Here is an 18,237-nt window from a genome sequence, read left to right as displayed (position 1 = left end):
GTTCGGCGCTCAACACTTGCTTTTTTGCTCGCCCTAGGGTCCATGCTCTTATTCACATGGCGGACCGGTGCCGATACTCACGTTCTGACCGAAGGAGAAATGATGAGACGTCTGCTTACTCTTCCTATGATCGCAACCTTCGCCACCCAGATGTTGCTGAGCGCTTGTATCCATCGACAAACGCCAGCGCTCACCACCACGGCGGCCTCCGCTCCAGCCACGCCCGCTCAACCATTCATGGCCCAGGTTGTAGGGGTTCAGTGGCTTAACCCACTGCAGCGGCGCGACTATCCGACAGAATGGCAATTGCTATGGGCCATGGGATTAGTCAAGCCCAACAAAGACGATGATATGTTGAGAACACAGCCAAAAAGGTTCTCGACGCTCCAAGCCGTGGCTTCCATCGCGGCTGGGAATGATGGGGAGGAGACGTTCGAGGGCTACCATGAAAAGTATACTCGTAAACTAATCTCGATGTTCTATGATATCTATTTCTCCAGCTCCCGCTACTTCTATAACGCCCACTCGCTCGAAGACAAGACAACCTGGCGAGAACTAGCAGGCATACACATCGAATATGCGCTGCCGGAAGGTAGACTCGACGCCGTCGAGGCAGGCCAATACTTGCGCAACGCCATGATTCAGTGTTTTCAGATCGGAAACGCCAACGCTCCTAATGCATGGACCCGCGCCACGCCACCCGACGTGCGGGTGACGATGGGTGGACCAAATGCCGGGTTCACCTCTCTGGCAGCCGCGCTGGACTATCTGCGCGCGCATCCCAACGAAACAGTCTGGGTCATGAACTGGGATGCGCCCAGCTTCCCGCCGAAGGATAGGCAGATCAACGAAAATATCGTGCTGCTCGTGTTGGCTGGGCCGAACTATAAGACCGAGCGGGCAGCACTGGCCTGGATCGGTTATCCGGCCAGCGCCGCCAGTGCCGATTTTTCTCTCGAGCAGGGAAAACCGTCACGCCTGTTACAAGCCTGGCATACCACGCTGGAAGCTGCCAGCCACAACGCGGCCAAACAAAGCCTCGACGTAGGCTACGTGATACACGATAGCGGCAAGAATCACCCCCACTCGCCGCAACGCATCGCCAACCTGGCCCAGTTGCTATCAACCGACGTGCCCGAGTTGGACGTCACCAGGCAAACCTTCGATACGCCAGCCCTGCTCGGCGAGATGGGAGCGGGCACGGCATTGACCAACGTGGCGCTGGGTATCGCCTACGCCAATCACTTCGGCAAGAACGTACTGGTGGCCGGAACCACAGATCCGGAGCTTCCGACGGCCGTGCTGGTAACGCCACCCGCAAAGGCACGCCCGATCGATGCCAACGAACCCTGGTTCCGCGCACGCGGCGAGAACAACGCCTATCTGATGTGGTGGGGCATACGCCACGATGCCCCGCCCCATACACAGGGCTATTCCAAGTAGCAGCCCCATCAAGCCAACAAAAACGTAGAGATGTTTTGCATCACCTAGCTAGGCAAGCTAACTAGCGGCTTACAACGACAAAATAAAAATGCCGTTCAGCTTAAACTGAACGGCATTACAGCTTGCGCTATCCGCCTTTATGGCTTGACTCAGTTTCCCAACCGAGTGCTACGACTTAGTTCTGGGTCAGGAAAGTCTTCAGCTTGTCCGAGCGCGAAGGCTGACGCAGCTTGCTCATGGCCTTGGCTTCGATCTGACGGATACGCTCGCGCGTCACGTCGAACTGCTTGCCCACTTCTTCCAGCGTGTGGTCGTTCGACATCTCTACACCGTAGCGCATGCGCAGCACCTTGGCTTCACGCGGGGTCAGCGAATCCAGCACTTCCTTGATGACGTTGCGCATCGAAGCGTGCAGCGCGGCGTCCAGCGGCGCCAGCGTGGTGTTGTCTTCGATGAAGTCGCCCAGTTGCGAATCACCGTCTTCACCCATCGGCGTTTCCATCGAGATCGGCTCTTTGGCGATCTTCATGATTTCACGCACTTTGTTTTCCGGCATTTCCATCTTCACGGCCAAGGTGGCCAGATCCGGCTCGCTACCGGTTTCCTGCATGATCTGGCGCGAGATACGGTTCATCTTGTTGATGGTTTCGATCATGTGCACCGGCACGCGGATGGTACGCGCCATATCGGCGATGGAACGGGTAATCGCCTGACGGATCCACCACGTGGCATAGGTCGAGAACTTGTAGCCACGACGGTATTCGAATTTATCCACTGCCTTGAGCAGACCGATATTGCCTTCCTGGATCAGATCAAGGAATTGCAGACCGCGGTTGATGTATTTCTTGGCGATGGAAATTACCAGACGCAAGTTAGCCACCGTCATTTCGCGCTTGGCCTGACGCGCGCGCTTCTCGCCGGCCGCCATCTGCTTATTGATCTTGCGCAGATCTGCCAGCGGCAGCGCCACGCGCGCTTGCAGGTCTATCATCTTCTTCTGCAGTTCTTTCACGGCTGGCACGTTACGGCCCAGAATCGCGCTGTACGGATAGCCGCTATCGACTTCGCCATCTACCCAGTCCAGATCGCATTCATTGCCGGGGAAGACCTTGATGAAGTGGGCGCGCGGCATGCCGCATTTGTTCACGCACAGCTCCAGCACGGCGCGCTCGATGTGGCGCACTTCTTCCATCTGGCCACGCAGCGTATCGCACAGCTTTTCCACCACCTTGGCGGTGAAGCGTATGCCCAGCAGTTCGGCCGAAATGGCTTCCTGTGCTGCCATATAGCCTTTCGAACCGTAGCCACCGGAGGCCTTGCGCATCTTGTCGTACTGGGTCGAGATCAGATCGAACTTTTCCAGCGCCGATTTTTTTAGCTGCGCCAACTGTTCGGTGGAGAAGCCTGCTGCGCCGCCGCCGGCGTCACCTTCTTCTTCCTCGACTTCTTCTTCCTCTTCTTCTTCGTCATCACCCGCCACGGTAGTGGTGGCAGCGGCACTGGCCGGTGCGGCACTGGCTTCGTTGAGATCAACGAAACCATCCACCACTTCGTCCACTTTCAGTTCGTCCGCTTCGATCTTGCGCGCCAGTGCGATGATTTCCGCGATAGTGGTCGGGCAGGCCGAAATCGCCTGGATCATGTCTTTCAGGCCACCTTCGATACGCTTGGCGATCTCGATCTCGCCTTCGCGCGTCAGCAGGGCTACGGCGCCCATTTCACGCATATACATACGCACCGGATCGGTGGTACGGCCGAAGTCCGAATCCACCGTCGACAGTGCCGTTGCCGCCGCCGCTTCCACTTCATCGTCCGACGTCACGGTGGCCACGTTATCGCTTAGCAGCAGCGATTCCGCATCCGGCGCGCGCTCATAGATGGCGATGCCCATGTCGTTGAAGGTGGCGATGATGCCTTCGATGGCTTCCGGATCGATGATGTTTTCCGGCAGTTGGTCATTGATCTCGGCATAGGTCAGGAAGCCGCGCTCCTTACCCATGTTGATCAGGTTCTTGATCTGATTGCGCCGGCGCTCCAGATCTTCCGCCGAGCTCTTAGGGTCCATGCCCATCAGATCGGCCGCGCCCTTGGCCTTGCGCTCGCGCGCCTTGGAAACCGCTTTCAGTTCAGCACGTTCCACGGCGTTCAGTGCAGCGACTTCATCGTTTTCCGGCGTGAATTCGGATGGCTTGCGACCGCGGCGCCCCGGCACTTTCACGCTAGGCAGCAGATAACCCGAGGTATCGATCGAGGCCAGCGTGGCCGCGTCGGTCACTTGGCTGACGGCCGGGCCAGAGGTGGGGATGATCACCGGTGCCGGCTCCGCCTTGGGGGCTTTCACCAGTTTGGATTTAGCTTTGACGGCGACGACCGGAGCGGCAGCCGGGGCTTCGCTGTCGCCAGCGGCCAACGGCGCTGCAGCCTTGCGGCTCACGCGCACGGCCTTGGCCGGTACATCGGCGCTGCTTGCAGCCTGGCTTGCGACTGCCGTATCGGCGGCTTCCGCTGCGGCGCTCAGACGGGTTTTCTTTTTGACCACCGTAACTTTACTCGCTGCCTCTTGCGCATTATCGATCACGTAGGATAAAGTCGTTTTCGGCACCACCAGCGTCGCGGAGCTGGAGCGGGCTGCTTTACCGGACAGCGTTAAAGTTTTCGGCGTTTTCGTCATTAAAAATCTCTCTTGCGCTTACGCCAGAAATTACATTGCCATGGCTGGCGCTGCCGGTGCACCGGTGCGCTCTGAGCGGGTGTTGTAATTTTGCTGACGAGGTTCTAACGGAATAACTAACGGAATAAAAAAAGCCCGCGTCCTGCTACGGGCTGATTTCTCTTTTCAGTGAAGAATAGGGAAGAGGGCAAAACGTATCCTGTACCAAACTGAATCGCACTGTCCTGCATTAGTGCGTCGGCTATTATACACGGTTTAGGGGTCGCGCGCACCTCCCTGGCCACATCATGTGCTGCTCTGCCGTGCAGCGCATACGTGGTCAATTTGATATCATGGACCAAAATGCACTGCATTCCCCTAGCCCCCATGATATGCTCACGCCTCTTGCTTTAAATTATGAAGTCGATGAACACTAGCACTACCCCAACGCCACCAGCCGAGCTGTCAGCCGAGTCTCCAGCCACCACGCCGGCCAAAGCTGCCTATACTCCGCGCAGCCTGCTGAAGCAATTGCAGACCCAATTCCCCGCTTTCCGCGATTTCCTGCCCCTGTCCATCGGCATCGATAAACAGGTGCTGGCTGCGCTGCCCGAACTGGACCGCAAAACCATGCGCGCTGCGCTGGGTATCCACACGGGCTCGCTGCGCTACCTGAAAGTGATGGAAAAGGCCAAGCAGCGGCACGACCTCGATGGCAAGCCCGGTGCTGCAGTCACTGACGAACACCGCGCCCACGCCACCCAGGTACTGAAAGAGCGCCACAAGAAAGAAGCCGAGCGCAAGAAAGCCGAACGCGACGCTGCGGCTGCGGCCGAAGCGGCCCGCGTGCACGCAGAAAAACTGAGCCAGCTGGCCGCGAAATTCTCGCGCAAAGGCTAAGTTGGAGCAGGCACTGCCAGCGGCCGATCCGGCCGCAGAATTACCACCTTACCCGGGCTTACGGATAGCCGACGTCACCATGGTCCGCTCGCTCGAGCAAGCCGTGGCGGCGCGCGACGCGCTGCTGGCCTGTACGGCCATAGGCTTCGACACGGAATCCAAACCCACCTTCACCAAGGGTGAAGTCTCCACCGGCCCCCATCTGATCCAGTTCGCCACTAGCACGCATGCCTATCTGTTCCAGATCGGCAGCCATACGGCCGAGCCCATGCTGGCCGTGCTGCAAGCCATACTGGAGCCGGCTGCACCGCTGAAAATCGGCTTTGGCCTGTCCGACGATGTAAAGCGCGTGCATGCCAAACTGGGCATACGCTGCGGCGGCATCATGGACCTGTCGGTGGCGCTGCGCGAACCGGGCCAGCGCAACGATCTGGGCGCCAAGACGGCCGTGGCCAAGTTCTTTGGCCAGACGCTGCAGAAATCGAAAAAGATATCCGTCACCAACTGGGCTTTGCCCCACCTGAACGAAAAGCAGATTCTGTATGCGGCCGATGATGCCCAGGTGGCGCTGCGCATCTACCAGCACGTGCACGCTAGCGGCCGCAAACTGCCGCCGGTGAAGCCTATCAAATTCCCCAAGCCGGTCCAGCCGGCCGGCTAAATGCCGGAGGCGTGCACGCCGCCACGCTTCTGGTATCCTTGCGGCATGGTTTGCCTGCCTACCTCCCCTGCTCTATGCCGTGCCGCGCTGCTCGCCATCATACTGGGTAGCAATGGGCACAGCGTTGCCGCGCCCGTGCCTGACACGCTGGCCCAGCGCCTCGCTGCCTGCGTTAGCTGCCACGCGCGCGAAGAAAAGCGTGACGCCTATTTCCCGCGTATCGCGGGCAAGCCGGCCGGCTATCTGTACAACCAGCTCCTCAACTTCCGCGAAGGCCGGCGTAACTATCCGCTGATGACGTATATGGTGACGCACCAGAGCGATGCCTATCTGGCGGAAATGGCCGACTATTTTTCCCGCCTCGTGCCCAGCTATCCGCCGCTGGCCGGCCAGCAAACCAGCGCCACGGCGGCCCAGCTGGAACGGGGCCAGACGCTGGTCGAACATGGCGATGCCGGGCGCAAGATACCGGCCTGCACGGCCTGCCACGGTGCCACGCTGGGCGGCGTCCAGCCCGCCATACCGGGCTTGCTGGGCCTGCCCGCCGACTACATCAATGCCCAGTTCGGCGCATGGCGCAACCATACGCGCCGAGCGGCTGCACCGGATTGCATGGCAGAGATCGCGGGACGTTTGTCCGAGCCCGACGTGGCCGCGATTTCCCAGTGGCTCAGCCGGCAGCCGCCCGCCGCCGCCCATGTGGCAGCCCGCCCTGCCCGTCCGCTGCCGCTAGAGTGCGGCAGCATGCCTGCTGCAACTAGGCCTTAGGTGAACCGCATGCGCCGCCGCCTGCTGATTATCTTCGTCGCCGTACTGCTGCTCGTATTGTTGCTGGCCGGCTGGCTGGCTCTGGCCAGCCGTGACGACCCCGGACCACCGGCCCGCACAGGCGCCTTCAGCACCGAACAGCAGCGCAGCCGCGGTGCTTATCTGGCCCTGGCTGGCGACTGCATGGCCTGCCACACGGCACGCGGTGGCGCGCCGTATGCGGGCGGCCGCCTGCTGGCGACACCGTTCGGCAGCCTGCATACGCCCAACATCACGCCTGACCGCCAGTACGGCATCGGCAACTGGAGCGCGGACGATTTCTGGCGCGCCCTGCACAACGGCGTCAGCAAAGATGGCCGTCTGCTGTATCCGGCCTTCCCCTACACCAATTACACGCGCATGCCGCGCGAAGACAGCGATGCGCTCTACGTCTATCTGCAATCGCTACCGGCCGTGAATCGCGCCAGCCTGCCCCATCAACTGCGCTTCCCTTACAACCAGCAACTGATGCTGGCAGGCTGGCGCGCGCTGTACTTCCGCCCGGGCGTGTTCCGGCCAGATGCAGGCAAAGCAGTGGAATGGAATCGGGGCGCCTATCTGGTGCAGGGGCCGGCACATTGCAGCGCCTGCCATAGCCCGCGCAACTGGCTCGGTGCCAGCGATGGCGAATCACTGGCCGGCGGCCTGATCCCCATGCAGGGCTGGTATGCGCCGGCCCTGAACGCAGCCCACGAAGCCGGTGTGCAGCACTGGCCGGTCGAACGCATCGTGCAATTGCTGCAGACAGGCGTGAGTGCCGAAGCCAGCGTGAGCGGGCCCATGGCCGAAGTGGTCCGCCGCAGCCTGCAGCACCTGAGCGATGCCGATCTGCGTGCCATGGCCCAGTATTTACAGTCGCTGCCGCCCGGCGCTGCGCAGCGGTCGGCTGCGGCCGACACCGGCGTGGTGCTGCCCGCGTTTCTGGCGGCAGGAGAAAAGCTGTATCGCCAGCATTGCGCCGACTGCCATGGCAGCTCGGGACAGGGGCAGGCACCCGCCTATCCTGCGCTGGCTGGCAACCGTGGGCTGACGTTGGCACAGACCGTCAACCCTATCCGCATGGTGCTCAATGGCGGCTTTGCACCGGCCACGGCGGGCAATCCGCGCCCCTACAGCATGCCGCCGTTCGGCCCCGTGCTCAGCGATCTGGAAGTGGCGCAGATACTCACCTATGTGCGCAGCAGCTGGGGCAATCAGGCCGAGCCCGTCAGCGCCAGCGAGGTCAACCAGTACCGCAGCGTACCGCTCGATTAAACCGGACCCGGCCAACGCGCTGGCCCGTGCCGCCAGCAGCAGCGGCCAGCGCGGCGCGCATTAGGTCTGGGCCGCGAAACCGAGCCGGTCGGTGGTGGCATTGCGCGCATCGTCGAGCCGCACCTTGCCTTCGGCCAGCAGCTTGCGCAGCGAGTCATTCATGGTGTGGCAGCCTTCCTGCGGCTTGCTGACCATCCAGCCGCGCAAGGCCGCGATCTGGCCATTGGCGATCATGGACACCACTTCCGGATTCGAGGTCAGGCATTCCGTGGCCAGATAATAGCGCTCGCCCTCGACGGACGGCAGCAGCGCCTGACACAGCACACCGCGCAGCGCATGGGCCAGCGCCTGTGCCTGCGGTTCGGTATTGCCGAGCAGACGCAGCATTTTCTGCAGACCCAGCTCGGTCGAACGCGCGTGCAGCGAAGCCAGCACCAGCGGGCCCGATTCAGCCAGCGCCAGCGCTTCCTGCGCCGTCTGGGCATCGCGGATTTCGCCGATCACGATCACATCGGGACGCTCGCGCAAGGCATCGAGCGCGCCCAGATAAAAGCTCTCCACGTCGCCGTCATAGCCCACTTCGCGCTGGGTAATCACGCACTGGCGCTGCGGAATCAAAGTCTCTACCGGATCTTCGATGGTGATGATGTGGCCCGAGCGGTGCTTGTTGATCTCGTCGAGCATGGCTGCGATGGTGGTCGATTTGCCCTGGCAGGTATCGCCGATGATCAGCACCAGCCCGCTGGTGAGCTTGGCGAAATTCTGCTCGGCCTGACGCAGGCCCAGTTGCGCCAGCGGCATAGGTTCGCGCGGGAAGCGGCGGATCACGCAGCCCAGCCGCTTCTTGCCCTGGAAGCTGAAGCAGTTGGCGCGGATGCGTGCCGTATGCAGATCGACGGCGCGGTCGAATGCGCGATCCTGGATGCGCTCGGCCCAGTTAGGCTCTACCACTTCGAAAAATTCCTGCAGCTCTTCGCGCGTGATGGGCGAATCCGTCACGGCCACCAGCCCGCCCGGCTGGCGCAACAGCAGCGGGCTGTTCTGGTGGATCAGGATGTCGCTGAATATCAGCTTGGTGTTGAGCAGGTGGAGGATCTGTTCGACCAGGGTACCGAAAACCGGATGGTCTTCGTTCTCGATATAGGTCAGGGTACGAATTTGCGACGATTGGTATTGGTCCATCAGCTCAATGCTCTCCGTGATTAGCTACGCAATTTGGGGAATTTGAATCCCGTGCACAGGTCCATACTGTAACGCTGATTGCCGTCAATCACCAATACATGATCAGGCGGTTCTTCGCCGGCCAGTACGCGCGAGATCACCGGCAAGCCTTCGCCCTTGCGGATCAGTTCATCGGAACGCTGGTACACATTCGGGCAGCCCGTCTCGGCCAGCAGGGCCTGCACGATGGCGACCTTCCAGGCTTCCACGCCGCCGGAATTGAACTGGCAGATCAGATAGCCATCCTGCCCGCCCCAGTTATGCACGAGCAGGCCGGACAAGCCATCTTCATCGCCCAGCACCACCGGCATCAGCGCATTCGGGCCGGCCGCGCGCAGCGCCGGCAAACGCTTGGCCACGGCCGCTTTGACGCGCCGCTTCATCATGGCGTGATCGACCGGCTCATCTTCCTTGTAGCTCCACATGCGGGCGCGGATCTGCGAATGGGTATTAAAGGCCGCGCGGCCGATGAACTGGCGCGACGACGTCTGCACAATGGCAGTCGAACCCGGTTTCGATTTTTCCTGCGGCTTGCCGTCCACCCGTTCGATGGCGGTGGGATAGATCCACGGGTCGCCGGCCAGCAAGCTCTTTTCCTTGCCCTGTTTGATGGTGATGATCAGCATGTGAGTCCAGTTTCTGCTGCATTGCAGCGTCGGTAGTTCGTTTCAAGCGCGCATCATACCGCATCGCCAGCCCCGGCCGGCTGTTGTAGATCGGCACGACGGGCGCAAACATCAACAATTTGATGGCGTCCGGCCGGCCACGCAGTTACGCTAGCCGCATGCTGCAATTCGGGCAGCACAGTTCGGACATCTCAACCACCACCTCAGGGGAGCATGATTTGAAACTCAACTACCCACGCTGGGCCACCCTCAGCGCCCTCAGTCTGGCCCTGCTGGGCCTGGGCATAGGCAGCCACGCCAGCGCTGCCGTCACCGCCATCAAGGCCGCGCGCATGCTGGATGTACGCAGCGGTAACACGATCGAATCGGCCGTCATCCTGATCGATGGCGAGCGCATCACTGCGGCCGGCAGCAAGCTGGCCATACCGGCCGGCGCACAAGTAATCGATCTGGGCGACAAGACTGTGCTGCCCGGTCTGATCGATATGCACACCCACCTGACGGGCGATCCGCAGGATGCCGGCTATGCAGTGGTGGCCAAGTCGGTACCGCGCATGACCATGACGGGCGCCAAGAATGCCCGCCTGACGCTGCAGGCCGGCTTCACCACCGTGCGCAATCTGGGCGCGGAAGGCTATTCCGATATCGGCCTGCGCGATGCCATCAACGATGGCGAAATGCCGGGCCCGCGCATTGCCGCTTCCGGTCCGGCCATGGGCATCACGGGCGGCCATTGCGACGACACCATGCATGCGCCCGAATACAAGAGCACCTCGCTGGGCGTGGCCGACGGCACCGAAGAAGCGCTCAAGGTCACGCGCCGCATCATCAAATACGGCGCCGACGTGATCAAGATCTGCGCCACCGGCGGCGTGCTGTCGTTCGGCGACGATCCGCGCACTTCCCAGTACACGCTGGAAGAACTGAAAGCCATCATCAGCGATGCGCACCGGCTAGGCCGCAAGGTGGCGGCCCACGCGCATGGCGGCGACGGCATCAAGCTGGCCGTACTGGCGGGCGTGGATTCGATCGAGCATGGTTCCTACATCGACGATGAAGGTATCAAGCTGATGAAGGAACACAAGACCTGGCTGGTGCCTACCCTGTATCTGGGCGACTGGCTGATCGCTAACGCGGAAGCCATCAAGCTGCCGGCGCCGCTGCTGGCCAAGGCCAAGGTCGTGCTGCCGACGGCAAGGCAGAATATTGCGCGCGCCATCAAGGCCGGCGTGCCGATAGCCTTTGGTACCGACGCGGCCGTGTATCCGCATGGCCTGAACGGGCGCGAGTTTGCCGTGCTGGTGAAGTTGGGCATGACACCGCTGCAGGCGATCCGTACGGCCACCGTGAATGCCAGCGAGCTGCTGGGCTGGACCGATCGCGTGGGCAGTATCGAAGCAGGTAAATTCGCCGACATCATCGCCGTCGACGGCGATCCGCTGAAAGATGTGAGCACGCTGGAACGCGTGCAGTGGGTGATGAAGGGTGGCGCCGTCGTCAAATAGGACGGGCTGAAGCTGAACGGGGGCGGCGCGCAAGGCCCGCCCCCTACGGCACTTAATCGCGCTCGCTTTTGAAGATTTCGCGGCCGATTTCCACCGTGCTGGTGCCGTCGGTCAGCCAGATCTGGCCATCCTGTATGGTGCATTGCAGCTGCATGGTGCGCTGGGCCATGCGGCCCAGCTGTTCGGTGGCATCGGCGTTCAGATTGATCACGCTGAGGTTTTTGCAGCGCTCCACCTTGTTGGCCAGCCCCTTCCACCAGATATGGCTGGTGGCCGCATAGCTGTACACCACCACATGCTCGGAACGGCCGCAGGCCTTGAGCAGCACCTTCTCGTCCGGCTGGCCCACTTCTATCCACAGTTCGATCGCGCCGGTCAGGTCCTTCTGCCACAGATCGGGTTCTTCCACGTCGAACAGGCCTTTGGTAAAGGTCAGTGCTTCGTTGGCATGGATGGCATACGCCACCAGCCGCACCATCATGCGCTCGTCCGTTTCGGACGGGTGGCGCGCCATGGTCAGCGACGGCGACTCGTAATAATTGCGGTCCATGTCCGCAATCGATAAATCAGCTTTGTAAATTGTTGCTTTAAGGGCCATCAGAACTACTCTTTAGTGTTATTTGAAGACGACGGTCTTGTCGCCATTCTGTAAAACGCGGTGCTCGACAAACCATTTCACGGCGCGCGCCAGCACCACGCATTCGACATCGCGGCCAATGGCCGACAGGGTATCGGCATCCATCGAATGATCGACGCGTTCCACATCCTGCTCGATGATAGGGCCTTCATCCAGATCGCCCGTAACGAAGTGGGCGGTGGCACCGATCAGCTTGACGCCGCGCTGGTGCGCCTGCGCATACGGCTTGGCCCCCTTGAAACTCGGCAGGAAGGAATGGTGGATGTTGATCGCCTTGCCTTTGAGCGCTGCGCACAGGCTGGGCGACAGGATCTGCATGTAACGTGCCAACACCACCAGATCGATCTGGTGCGAGTTGATCAGTTCGATGATCTTGGCTTCCTGCGCCAGCTTGGTGTCTTCCGACGCACCGGTGGCCAGTGGCAGATAGTGGAACGGAATATTATAGCTGGCAGCCAGTTGGTAGAAATCCATGTGATTCGACACGATGGCCGGAATTTCCACCGGCAGCAAACCGCTCTTGTAGCGGAACAGCAGGTCGTTCAGGCAATGGCCGATCTTCGACACCATCAGCATCACGCGCGGCTTGTAATGGGCATCGCGCAGTTCCCAGTCCAGCCCCATGCTGGCGGCCAGCGTGGCGAAATCGGCGCGCAGCGCAGCGTCGCTGAGGCCACTGTCTTCCAGCGAGAAATGCACGCGCATGAAGAACAGCTGCGACTGGCTATCCCCGAACTGGGCCGAGTCGATGATGTTGCAGCCATGCTCGGCCAGGAAGCCCGACACGCGATGCACGATACCGCGCTGATCGAGGCAAGAGAGAGTCAGAATGTATTCGGGATTGCTCATATCCACCATCGTTAGAATTCATACAAGGCCGGTATTGTCGCACGGCTGGGCGGGAACTGCCCAATTCATCAGCAGGTTGACGCGGCCACCGGGCGCTGGATGCAACACTTGCCGGGGCTAAACGGGGAACTTTTGGCGCCGGCCAGCCTCTATCGTAGATCCGGCCTCGCCGTATCTCGCCGTATCTCGCCGTATTCCGCCACTGCAACAGGAGCTTCCATCATGCCTAAGCTGCCGCAACCCGCCTTGCCCTCGCCCAATTACGAGCAATTCATCACGCTGTACCAGCAACTGGGACAGCACATCGTCACCGCCATGCAGCGCCTGAGCGAACTGCATCTGCAACTGGGGCGCGAACTGCTGTCCGACCTCAGCGACAATCACGGCCGCTGGCTGGCCGGCAAAGCGGGCAATCCGCTCGATACCAGCCTGTTCAGCCCCACGCTGGAACCATGGCAGCACTACCAGCAGCAACTGGTCGACATCCTCAGCATGACCCATTCCAATATGCTGCAGACGACGCACGAACACCTGACCGCGCTGGAACGCAGCATGGAGCAAACCAGCAAAGCGGCCAGCAACCCTGTACCGCGCGCCAGCGTGCACACCACTGTGGCAACATCAGCTACGCACCACTAAAAGCCGCCTCACACTGGAACTTTCGTCAACCTTGCTTCTCTAATCATGCAGGGCAGCGAGCACTGCCCGCCACTTCGACGCAAGGTCGCCACACCATCAAGGAGGACATATGGCCAGTAATTCCGGCAATGAAAACATCAAACCCAAGAGCAGCGCCAAGCGGGGCTTTGCCGCCATGGACGAAGCCACCCAGCGCAGCATCGCCAGCAAAGGCGGCCAGGCCGCACACCAGAAAGGCACGGCGCACGAGTTCGACAGTGAAGAGGCGCGCCGGGCGGGCCAGAAAGGCGGCGAAGCCGTCAGCCGCGACCGCGCCCACATGGCCACCATAGGCCGCAAAGGCGGGGAAAGCCGGCAGTCGGCTGCCCGGGCCAAGGCCCAGCAGGCCGCCGGCAGCAGCGCAGGCCAGGGCAGTTCCGAGCAAACCAGCAAGAGCGCCAGCCGTCAGAGCAGCAAGGCTGCCAGCCACTAAGCCCATCCCCTCTTCCTTTCCGCCAGATTCCGCACTATTGCCCGAGGTGTGAGCAAGCAGCCACCGTGCGGAGTCAGGTGCCGAGGATGACGGCGGACGCCTTGAAAATCGCCGTAGCAGGCTTACCAACGGTGAGTTCCAGTGCGATAGCGCTTTCACGCGTAACGATGGCAGCAATGGTGGCGCCCCCTGCCAACGCTATGCTGACCTCCGTATTGACGGCGCCTTCTTGAACGCGACTAACGGTGCCGCTCAACTGGTTGCGCGCCGAAAAGCGGGCACCCTCAGGTTCCGTCACCACGATGATGGAGCTGGCTTTAATCAAAGCCCAGGCGCTGACACCGGGCGCCAGCGCCAGACTCTCGCTACTGTCGCGCGTGATGGTGGCAACGATCTGCTGACCGCCAGCCAGCCCCAGTGTGACTTCGTCGTTGACTACACCCTGCTGTACCGAAACGACTTTGCCACTGAACTGATTACGTGCACTAGTCTTCATGGTGATATTCCTTATCATCAAAAGATCATCAGCCAGCGCATGCGACTGGCTACTCAGGGCAGCAACGAAACGCCGGTGCGCTTCGTCTATCTGGGCAAAATTTTTTACTAGCTGCTGGCCGCGTGCCGTCAAACGGGTGCCACCGCCGCCTTTGCCCCCCGCCAGCCGCTCCAGCAAGGCTTCGCCAGCCAGATTATTCATCGCTTCGATGGCATCCCAGGCGCCCTTGTAGCTCAGCCCGACCGCCTTGGCGGCCGCCGTGATCGAACCATGTTCGGCTATCGCCGCAAGCAGATCCATGCGTTCCCGTCCGCCCAGTTTCTGCCCATCGACAGTCATCCAGACATTGCCCTGCAAGGCCATGCCAGCGTTCTGCGCGCCCGCCTCATCCTTCATATGTGACACCTTTCAGTTCCAGCGCGGTATCGACCAGTGTACCCTGCTCCATCCTGAGCAGGTGATCGCCAAACGCTTCCACGTCATCTTTATCGTGCGTGATCAGCAGCATGGGGATGCCCAGCTGCCGCTGTAGCTTATCGAGTTCGGCCCGCATGCGCTGACGGAGCGCCGGATCGAGCGCGGCAAACGGCTCATCGAGCAGCAAGGCACGCGGTGCAGCCGCCAGGGCGCGCGCCAGTGCCACCCGCTGGCGCTGACCGCCCGACAGCTGATGCGGCATCTGTCCTGCCACCGTATCCAGTTCCAGCGCGGCTAGCCAGTGGCGTACCGTAGCGTGTGCAGTCTGGCTGGACGGGTTACGCCAGCCACGCTGCAGACCGAAAGCGATATTCTGCCGCACGTTCAGATGGGGAAACAGGGCATAGTCCTGGAACAGATACGCCAGTTCGCGCTGCTGCGGCGGCAGATTGATGCCCTGCGCCGATGCATACAGGCAGCGCCCGCCCAGCTCGATGCGCCCCTGATCCGGCGTCACCAGCCCCGCCAGCGCTTTCAACAGCATGCTTTTGCCGGCACCGGAGGCGCCATAAATCACCACGCGCTGGCTGTCCGAGCGGAAGCGTGCCTGCAGCGTGAAGCGGCGCCCGGCCGCTTCCAGCATCTTGCTTATATCAACGTCGAGTGTCATATCAGGCCTGCGAGGTTCGGTTCGGCGTCAGTTTGTTGGCACTGACCAGCACCACGATACAAACCAGAGAAGTAATCAGCACCAGCAGATTGGCCGTATCGTCCTGCCCCGCCTGCACGGCTTCGTACACGGCGATCGACAGTGTCTGGGTTTTACCGGGTATGCTGCCTGCCACCATCAGGGTGGCGCCAAACTCGCCCATGGAACGGGCAAACGCCAGCAAGGTCCCGCCCAGCACGCCACGCCAGGCCAGTGGCAGCGTGACCCGCAAAAACACCGCGAACGGCGACAAGCCCAGCACATAGGCCGCCTGTTCCAGCTGCGTATCGACCGCCTCGAACGCTGCCCGCGCGCCCTTCAGCACCAGCGGAAATGCCACCACGGCCGCAGCGATCACGGCGGCCTGCCAGGTAAAGATCAGCTGTATGCCCAGCACTTGCTGCAAGAACGCACCGAGCGGACCATGGCGGCCTATCAGCACCAGCAGGTAATAGCCGAGCACGGTCGGCGGCATCACCATCGGCAAGGTCAGCAAGGCATCCAGCAGTTCGCGCCCGACAAAGCGTTTGCGTGCCAGCAGATAGCCCAATGCCACGCCGAGCACCAGGTCGATCAGGGTAGCCCACAGCGCCACCTTGAGCGACAGGCGCAACGCGATCCAGGCAGGCTCGGCCATCAAACTCGCCAGCATTTACGGCCGACCGAAACCGTAACGGAGCAGGATGGCCTGCCCAGACGCCGATTGCACGAACTCGACAAACTGGCGTGCCGCCTGAGGCTGTGCACTGCCGGCGATCACGGCGATCGGATAGGTCACCGGCGTTTCCGTCGGCACCGTGGCCACCACCTGTACCTTGTCCTTGAACAGCGCCGCATCCGTGGCATAGACAAAGCCGGCATCGACCTCGCCTCTGGCCACGTAATCGAGACACTGGCGCACCGAAGTGCCGTAGATCAGCTTGTTGCTGATCCCGCTCCACAGGCCGGCCTGCTCCATGGCATGCTGCGTGTAGCGGCCTGCCGGCACGCTGGCGGGATTCCCGATGGCGATACGTTGTACCGCCGCCTGAGCCAGATCGCGTACACCACCCAGCGCGACTTTACTATCGCCCGGCCGGATCAGCACCAAGGTATTGCTGGCGAAGTTGCGCCGGCTCGCTGCCGCCAGCAACTTCAGGCCCTCCGCCTTATCCATAGCCTCCTGATCGGCGGAAGCAAACACATCGACTGGCGCCCCCTTGGCGATCTGCTGCACCAGCGGGTCCGAGGCCGCAAAGTTGAACTGCACTTTATCGCCGGCGTGCAGCTTTTCGTAAGCCGAGCCGATTTCCTTGAAGGCATTACTGAGGCTGGCAGCGGCCGACACCATCAGATCAGCGGCCCAGACGGGCGTCAAAGCCAAACTCAGGACTGCTGCGCAAGCCAACTTCAATCGAGGGCGGGACATGTGTTTTCCTATGGCAAGAATCGTAATATACGCGATTATATAGCGATTGAAAAAACCGTGCTTTTAGCGCCAGCCCCGGCGGCTGTGGTACATTCACGCCTCGATAATTTCTGGTCCGCCCCATGTCCCGCCTGAAGTACCTGAGTGCCTATTCCGAACAGACCCAGAGCCAGGTAGCGCAACTGATCGCGCAGGACAAGCTGGCCACTGTACTCAACAGCCGCTACGGCAAGGCGCACGACTACCGCACCGACAAGGCGCTGTACAACTATGTGCAGGAACTGCGCAGCGCCTATCTGCGCAATGCGGAACCGGTCAACAAGGTGGAATACGATAGCAAGATCCACGTGATCAACCATGCGCTAGGCCTGCATACGGCCATCGCCCGCGTCCAGGGCGGCAAGCTCAAGGCCAAGCATGAAATCCGCGTCGCCACCATGTTCAAGGCCGTGCCTATGGAATTCCTCACCATGATCGCCGTGCACGAGCTGGCCCACCTGAAGGAAAAGCAGCACGACAAGGCGTTCTACCAGCTATGCACGCATATGGAACCGAATTACCACCAGTACGAATTCGACTTGCGCCTCTACCTGACCCACCTCGACAATGGCGGCAGCAAACTCTGGGACGCAAGTTCGACCGCATCCAACTAATTCCTACAGGGCTGCCACAAATGGATGCTGATGCAAACCATTAGGGTGGCCGAATCGCCCCAAGCGGCCTGGCGCTGCGTCAGAACTACGACCGAGAAGCACCCGAGCTGCCCGCGCAAATCGAGCGCTAAGCCCACGCCAAGCAATACAAGCGCATGCGTGCCAGCTTGAAGAAGTTGAAAACAGCGGCTTTGCAAGGAAAGGCGGCCAATCTGCTTGCCAAGGCCAAGTGACTGCTAACGCAGAAGCAGTGCGACAAGAGCAAGCTGTACAGCCTGCAACGCCCGAAGCTGAGTGCATCGCCTGGGGTAAATCGCACAACCTTACGAATTCGTTGTCAAGGTCTCAGTCGCCACCACGCACAGAAGGCCCGATGGTCGGCATGCACAGCATAGCTGGCAACCTCTATGACGGGCACGCCTTATTTGAGACGCTGGAGCAAGTGGCGATCCTGACTGAGATCCAGCCCAAAGCACTGTTTGTCGACCTGGACTATCGCGGCGTCGCAGCGCGTTCGAACCGGCCATCGGGCACATGAAGAACGCATGACGGCTGCGAGGCAATTGGCAGCACGGGACAGAAGGTGACGCCTTCCACGCGCTGCTTTGCGGCTGTGGTCACAACCTGTAAATGATCCTGCGGAAGCTGCGGCTTCTTTTGGCTCTGCTTGCAACTCGGTTATTGCAGCCTCAGCTCGCGGTGGCCTAGCGACGGTTGCTATGGCGTACTAAAGCGCCGAAAATTTGAATTATTCAGACCAGACTACTTATCTGTTTTGTAGTTGAGCCGAGGATGGTCGCTCGACGATTAGTATCTTAACTTTTAACTGATACACTTAGACTTTTAGTTAAAAAATTTTCACACTTCACTGCAACGAAGCCCAAAAAAAA

General features: G+C 60.9%; 18 protein-coding genes and 1 pseudogene. 10 read left to right on the top strand and 9 right to left on the bottom strand.

Annotated features, from left to right (window positions below; genetic code table 11):
- Positions 1-102 precede the first annotated feature (102 nt).
- Complete coding sequence (locus GM655_RS05420; RefSeq protein ID WP_229632375.1) at positions 103-1,443, top strand: hypothetical protein; 1,341 nt, start codon at positions 103-105, stop codon at positions 1,441-1,443.
- Between the two features lie 175 nt (positions 1,444-1,618).
- Here GM655_RS05420 and rpoD read toward each other — a convergent pair whose 3' ends face one another.
- Positions 1,619-4,114, bottom strand: a complete 2,496-nt coding sequence (gene rpoD, locus GM655_RS05415; protein ID WP_155433551.1) for an RNA polymerase sigma factor RpoD — start codon at positions 4,112-4,114, stop codon at positions 1,619-1,621.
- 396 nt (positions 4,115-4,510) lie between these two features.
- On the opposite strand from rpoD, the gene GM655_RS05410 reads away from it, so the two are divergent.
- The 4 genes from GM655_RS05410 (at position 4,511) to GM655_RS05395 (ending at position 7,715) form a co-directional block, all read left to right on the top strand.
- Entirely contained in the window at positions 4,511-4,993 is a 483-nt protein-coding gene (locus GM655_RS05410; RefSeq protein WP_155433550.1) for a ProQ/FINO family protein, read from the top strand.
- Between the two features lie 79 nt (positions 4,994-5,072).
- Entirely contained in the window at positions 5,073-5,654 is a 582-nt protein-coding gene (locus tag GM655_RS05405) for a 3'-5' exonuclease (RefSeq protein WP_155434146.1), read from the top strand.
- Positions 5,655-5,699: 45 nt separating this feature from the next.
- Complete coding sequence (locus tag GM655_RS05400) at positions 5,700-6,422, top strand: c-type cytochrome (protein WP_155433549.1); 723 nt, start codon at positions 5,700-5,702, stop codon at positions 6,420-6,422.
- 9 nt (positions 6,423-6,431) lie between these two features.
- On the top strand, positions 6,432-7,715 hold the full coding sequence (locus GM655_RS05395; RefSeq protein WP_155433548.1) for a c-type cytochrome: 1,284 nt from the start codon (positions 6,432-6,434) through the stop codon (positions 7,713-7,715).
- Between the two features lie 60 nt (positions 7,716-7,775).
- On the opposite strand, the gene GM655_RS05390 is transcribed toward GM655_RS05395, so the two are convergent.
- Positions 7,776-8,897, bottom strand: coding sequence for a type IV pilus twitching motility protein PilT (locus GM655_RS05390; protein ID WP_155433547.1), 1,122 nt, complete (start codon positions 8,895-8,897; stop codon positions 7,776-7,778).
- Positions 8,898-8,917: 20 nt separating this feature from the next.
- Positions 8,918-9,562: a class I SAM-dependent rRNA methyltransferase gene (locus tag GM655_RS05385; RefSeq protein ID WP_155433546.1), complete on the bottom strand. Its 645-nt coding sequence runs from the start codon at positions 9,560-9,562 to the stop codon at positions 8,918-8,920.
- Between the two features lie 218 nt (positions 9,563-9,780).
- Here GM655_RS05385 and GM655_RS05380 point away from each other — a divergent pair, with 218 nt between their 5' ends.
- Entirely contained in the window at positions 9,781-11,067 is a 1,287-nt protein-coding gene (locus GM655_RS05380) for a Xaa-Pro dipeptidase (protein WP_229632374.1), read from the top strand.
- Positions 11,068-11,119: 52 nt separating this feature from the next.
- On the opposite strand, the gene GM655_RS05375 is transcribed toward GM655_RS05380, so the two are convergent.
- On the bottom strand, positions 11,120-11,665 hold the full coding sequence (locus GM655_RS05375) for a YaeQ family protein (protein ID WP_155433544.1): 546 nt from the start codon (positions 11,663-11,665) through the stop codon (positions 11,120-11,122).
- Positions 11,666-11,683: 18 nt separating this feature from the next.
- Positions 11,684-12,553, bottom strand: coding sequence for a formyltetrahydrofolate deformylase (gene purU / locus GM655_RS05370; protein WP_155433543.1), 870 nt, complete (start codon positions 12,551-12,553; stop codon positions 11,684-11,686).
- A gap of 222 nt (positions 12,554-12,775) precedes the next feature.
- Between purU and GM655_RS05365 the strand changes: the two genes are divergently transcribed.
- Positions 12,776-13,192 carry a hypothetical protein gene (locus GM655_RS05365; protein WP_155433542.1) on the top strand — a complete coding sequence of 139 codons (417 nt, stop codon included), beginning with the start codon at positions 12,776-12,778 and terminating at the stop codon, positions 13,190-13,192.
- Positions 13,193-13,301: 109 nt separating this feature from the next.
- Entirely contained in the window at positions 13,302-13,664 is a 363-nt protein-coding gene (locus GM655_RS05360; protein ID WP_155433541.1) for a KGG domain-containing protein, read from the top strand.
- Between the two features lie 73 nt (positions 13,665-13,737).
- Here the strand turns inward: GM655_RS05360 and GM655_RS05355 are convergent, their stop codons facing one another.
- From GM655_RS05355 to modA, 4 genes are read right to left on the bottom strand one after another with little or no spacing between them, the layout of a single operon-like run.
- Positions 13,738-14,556: a TOBE domain-containing protein gene (locus GM655_RS05355; RefSeq protein ID WP_229632373.1), complete on the bottom strand. Its 819-nt coding sequence runs from the start codon at positions 14,554-14,556 to the stop codon at positions 13,738-13,740.
- Positions 14,546-15,247 carry an ATP-binding cassette domain-containing protein gene (locus GM655_RS05350; RefSeq protein WP_155433540.1) on the bottom strand — a complete coding sequence of 234 codons (702 nt, stop codon included), beginning with the start codon at positions 15,245-15,247 and terminating at the stop codon, positions 14,546-14,548. Before GM655_RS05350 ends, GM655_RS05355 begins: the two co-directional genes overlap by 11 nt.
- A 1-nt stretch (position 15,248) precedes the next feature.
- Positions 15,249-15,923, bottom strand: a complete 675-nt coding sequence (gene modB, locus GM655_RS05345; protein ID WP_155433539.1) for a molybdate ABC transporter permease subunit — start codon at positions 15,921-15,923, stop codon at positions 15,249-15,251.
- A gap of 15 nt (positions 15,924-15,938) precedes the next feature.
- Complete coding sequence (gene modA, locus GM655_RS05340; RefSeq protein ID WP_155433538.1) at positions 15,939-16,694, bottom strand: molybdate ABC transporter substrate-binding protein; 756 nt, start codon at positions 16,692-16,694, stop codon at positions 15,939-15,941.
- A 122-nt stretch (positions 16,695-16,816) separates the two neighbouring features.
- Between modA and GM655_RS05335 the strand changes: the two genes are divergently transcribed.
- Positions 16,817-17,347 carry a M48 family metallopeptidase gene (locus GM655_RS05335; protein ID WP_155433537.1) on the top strand — a complete coding sequence of 177 codons (531 nt, stop codon included), beginning with the start codon at positions 16,817-16,819 and terminating at the stop codon, positions 17,345-17,347.
- A gap of 53 nt (positions 17,348-17,400) precedes the next feature.
- A pseudogene (locus GM655_RS22910) lies at positions 17,401-18,055 on the top strand (transposase family protein); the annotation flags it as partial.
- Positions 18,056-18,237: the final 182 nt, after the last annotated feature.

Source organism: Pseudoduganella danionis (genome assembly GCF_009720775.1).
Lineage (GTDB): Bacteria > Pseudomonadota > Gammaproteobacteria > Burkholderiales > Burkholderiaceae_D > Rugamonas > Rugamonas danionis.
The sequence above is the reverse complement of the archived record's forward strand: the minus strand, read 5'-3'. Positions and strand labels throughout refer to the sequence as shown.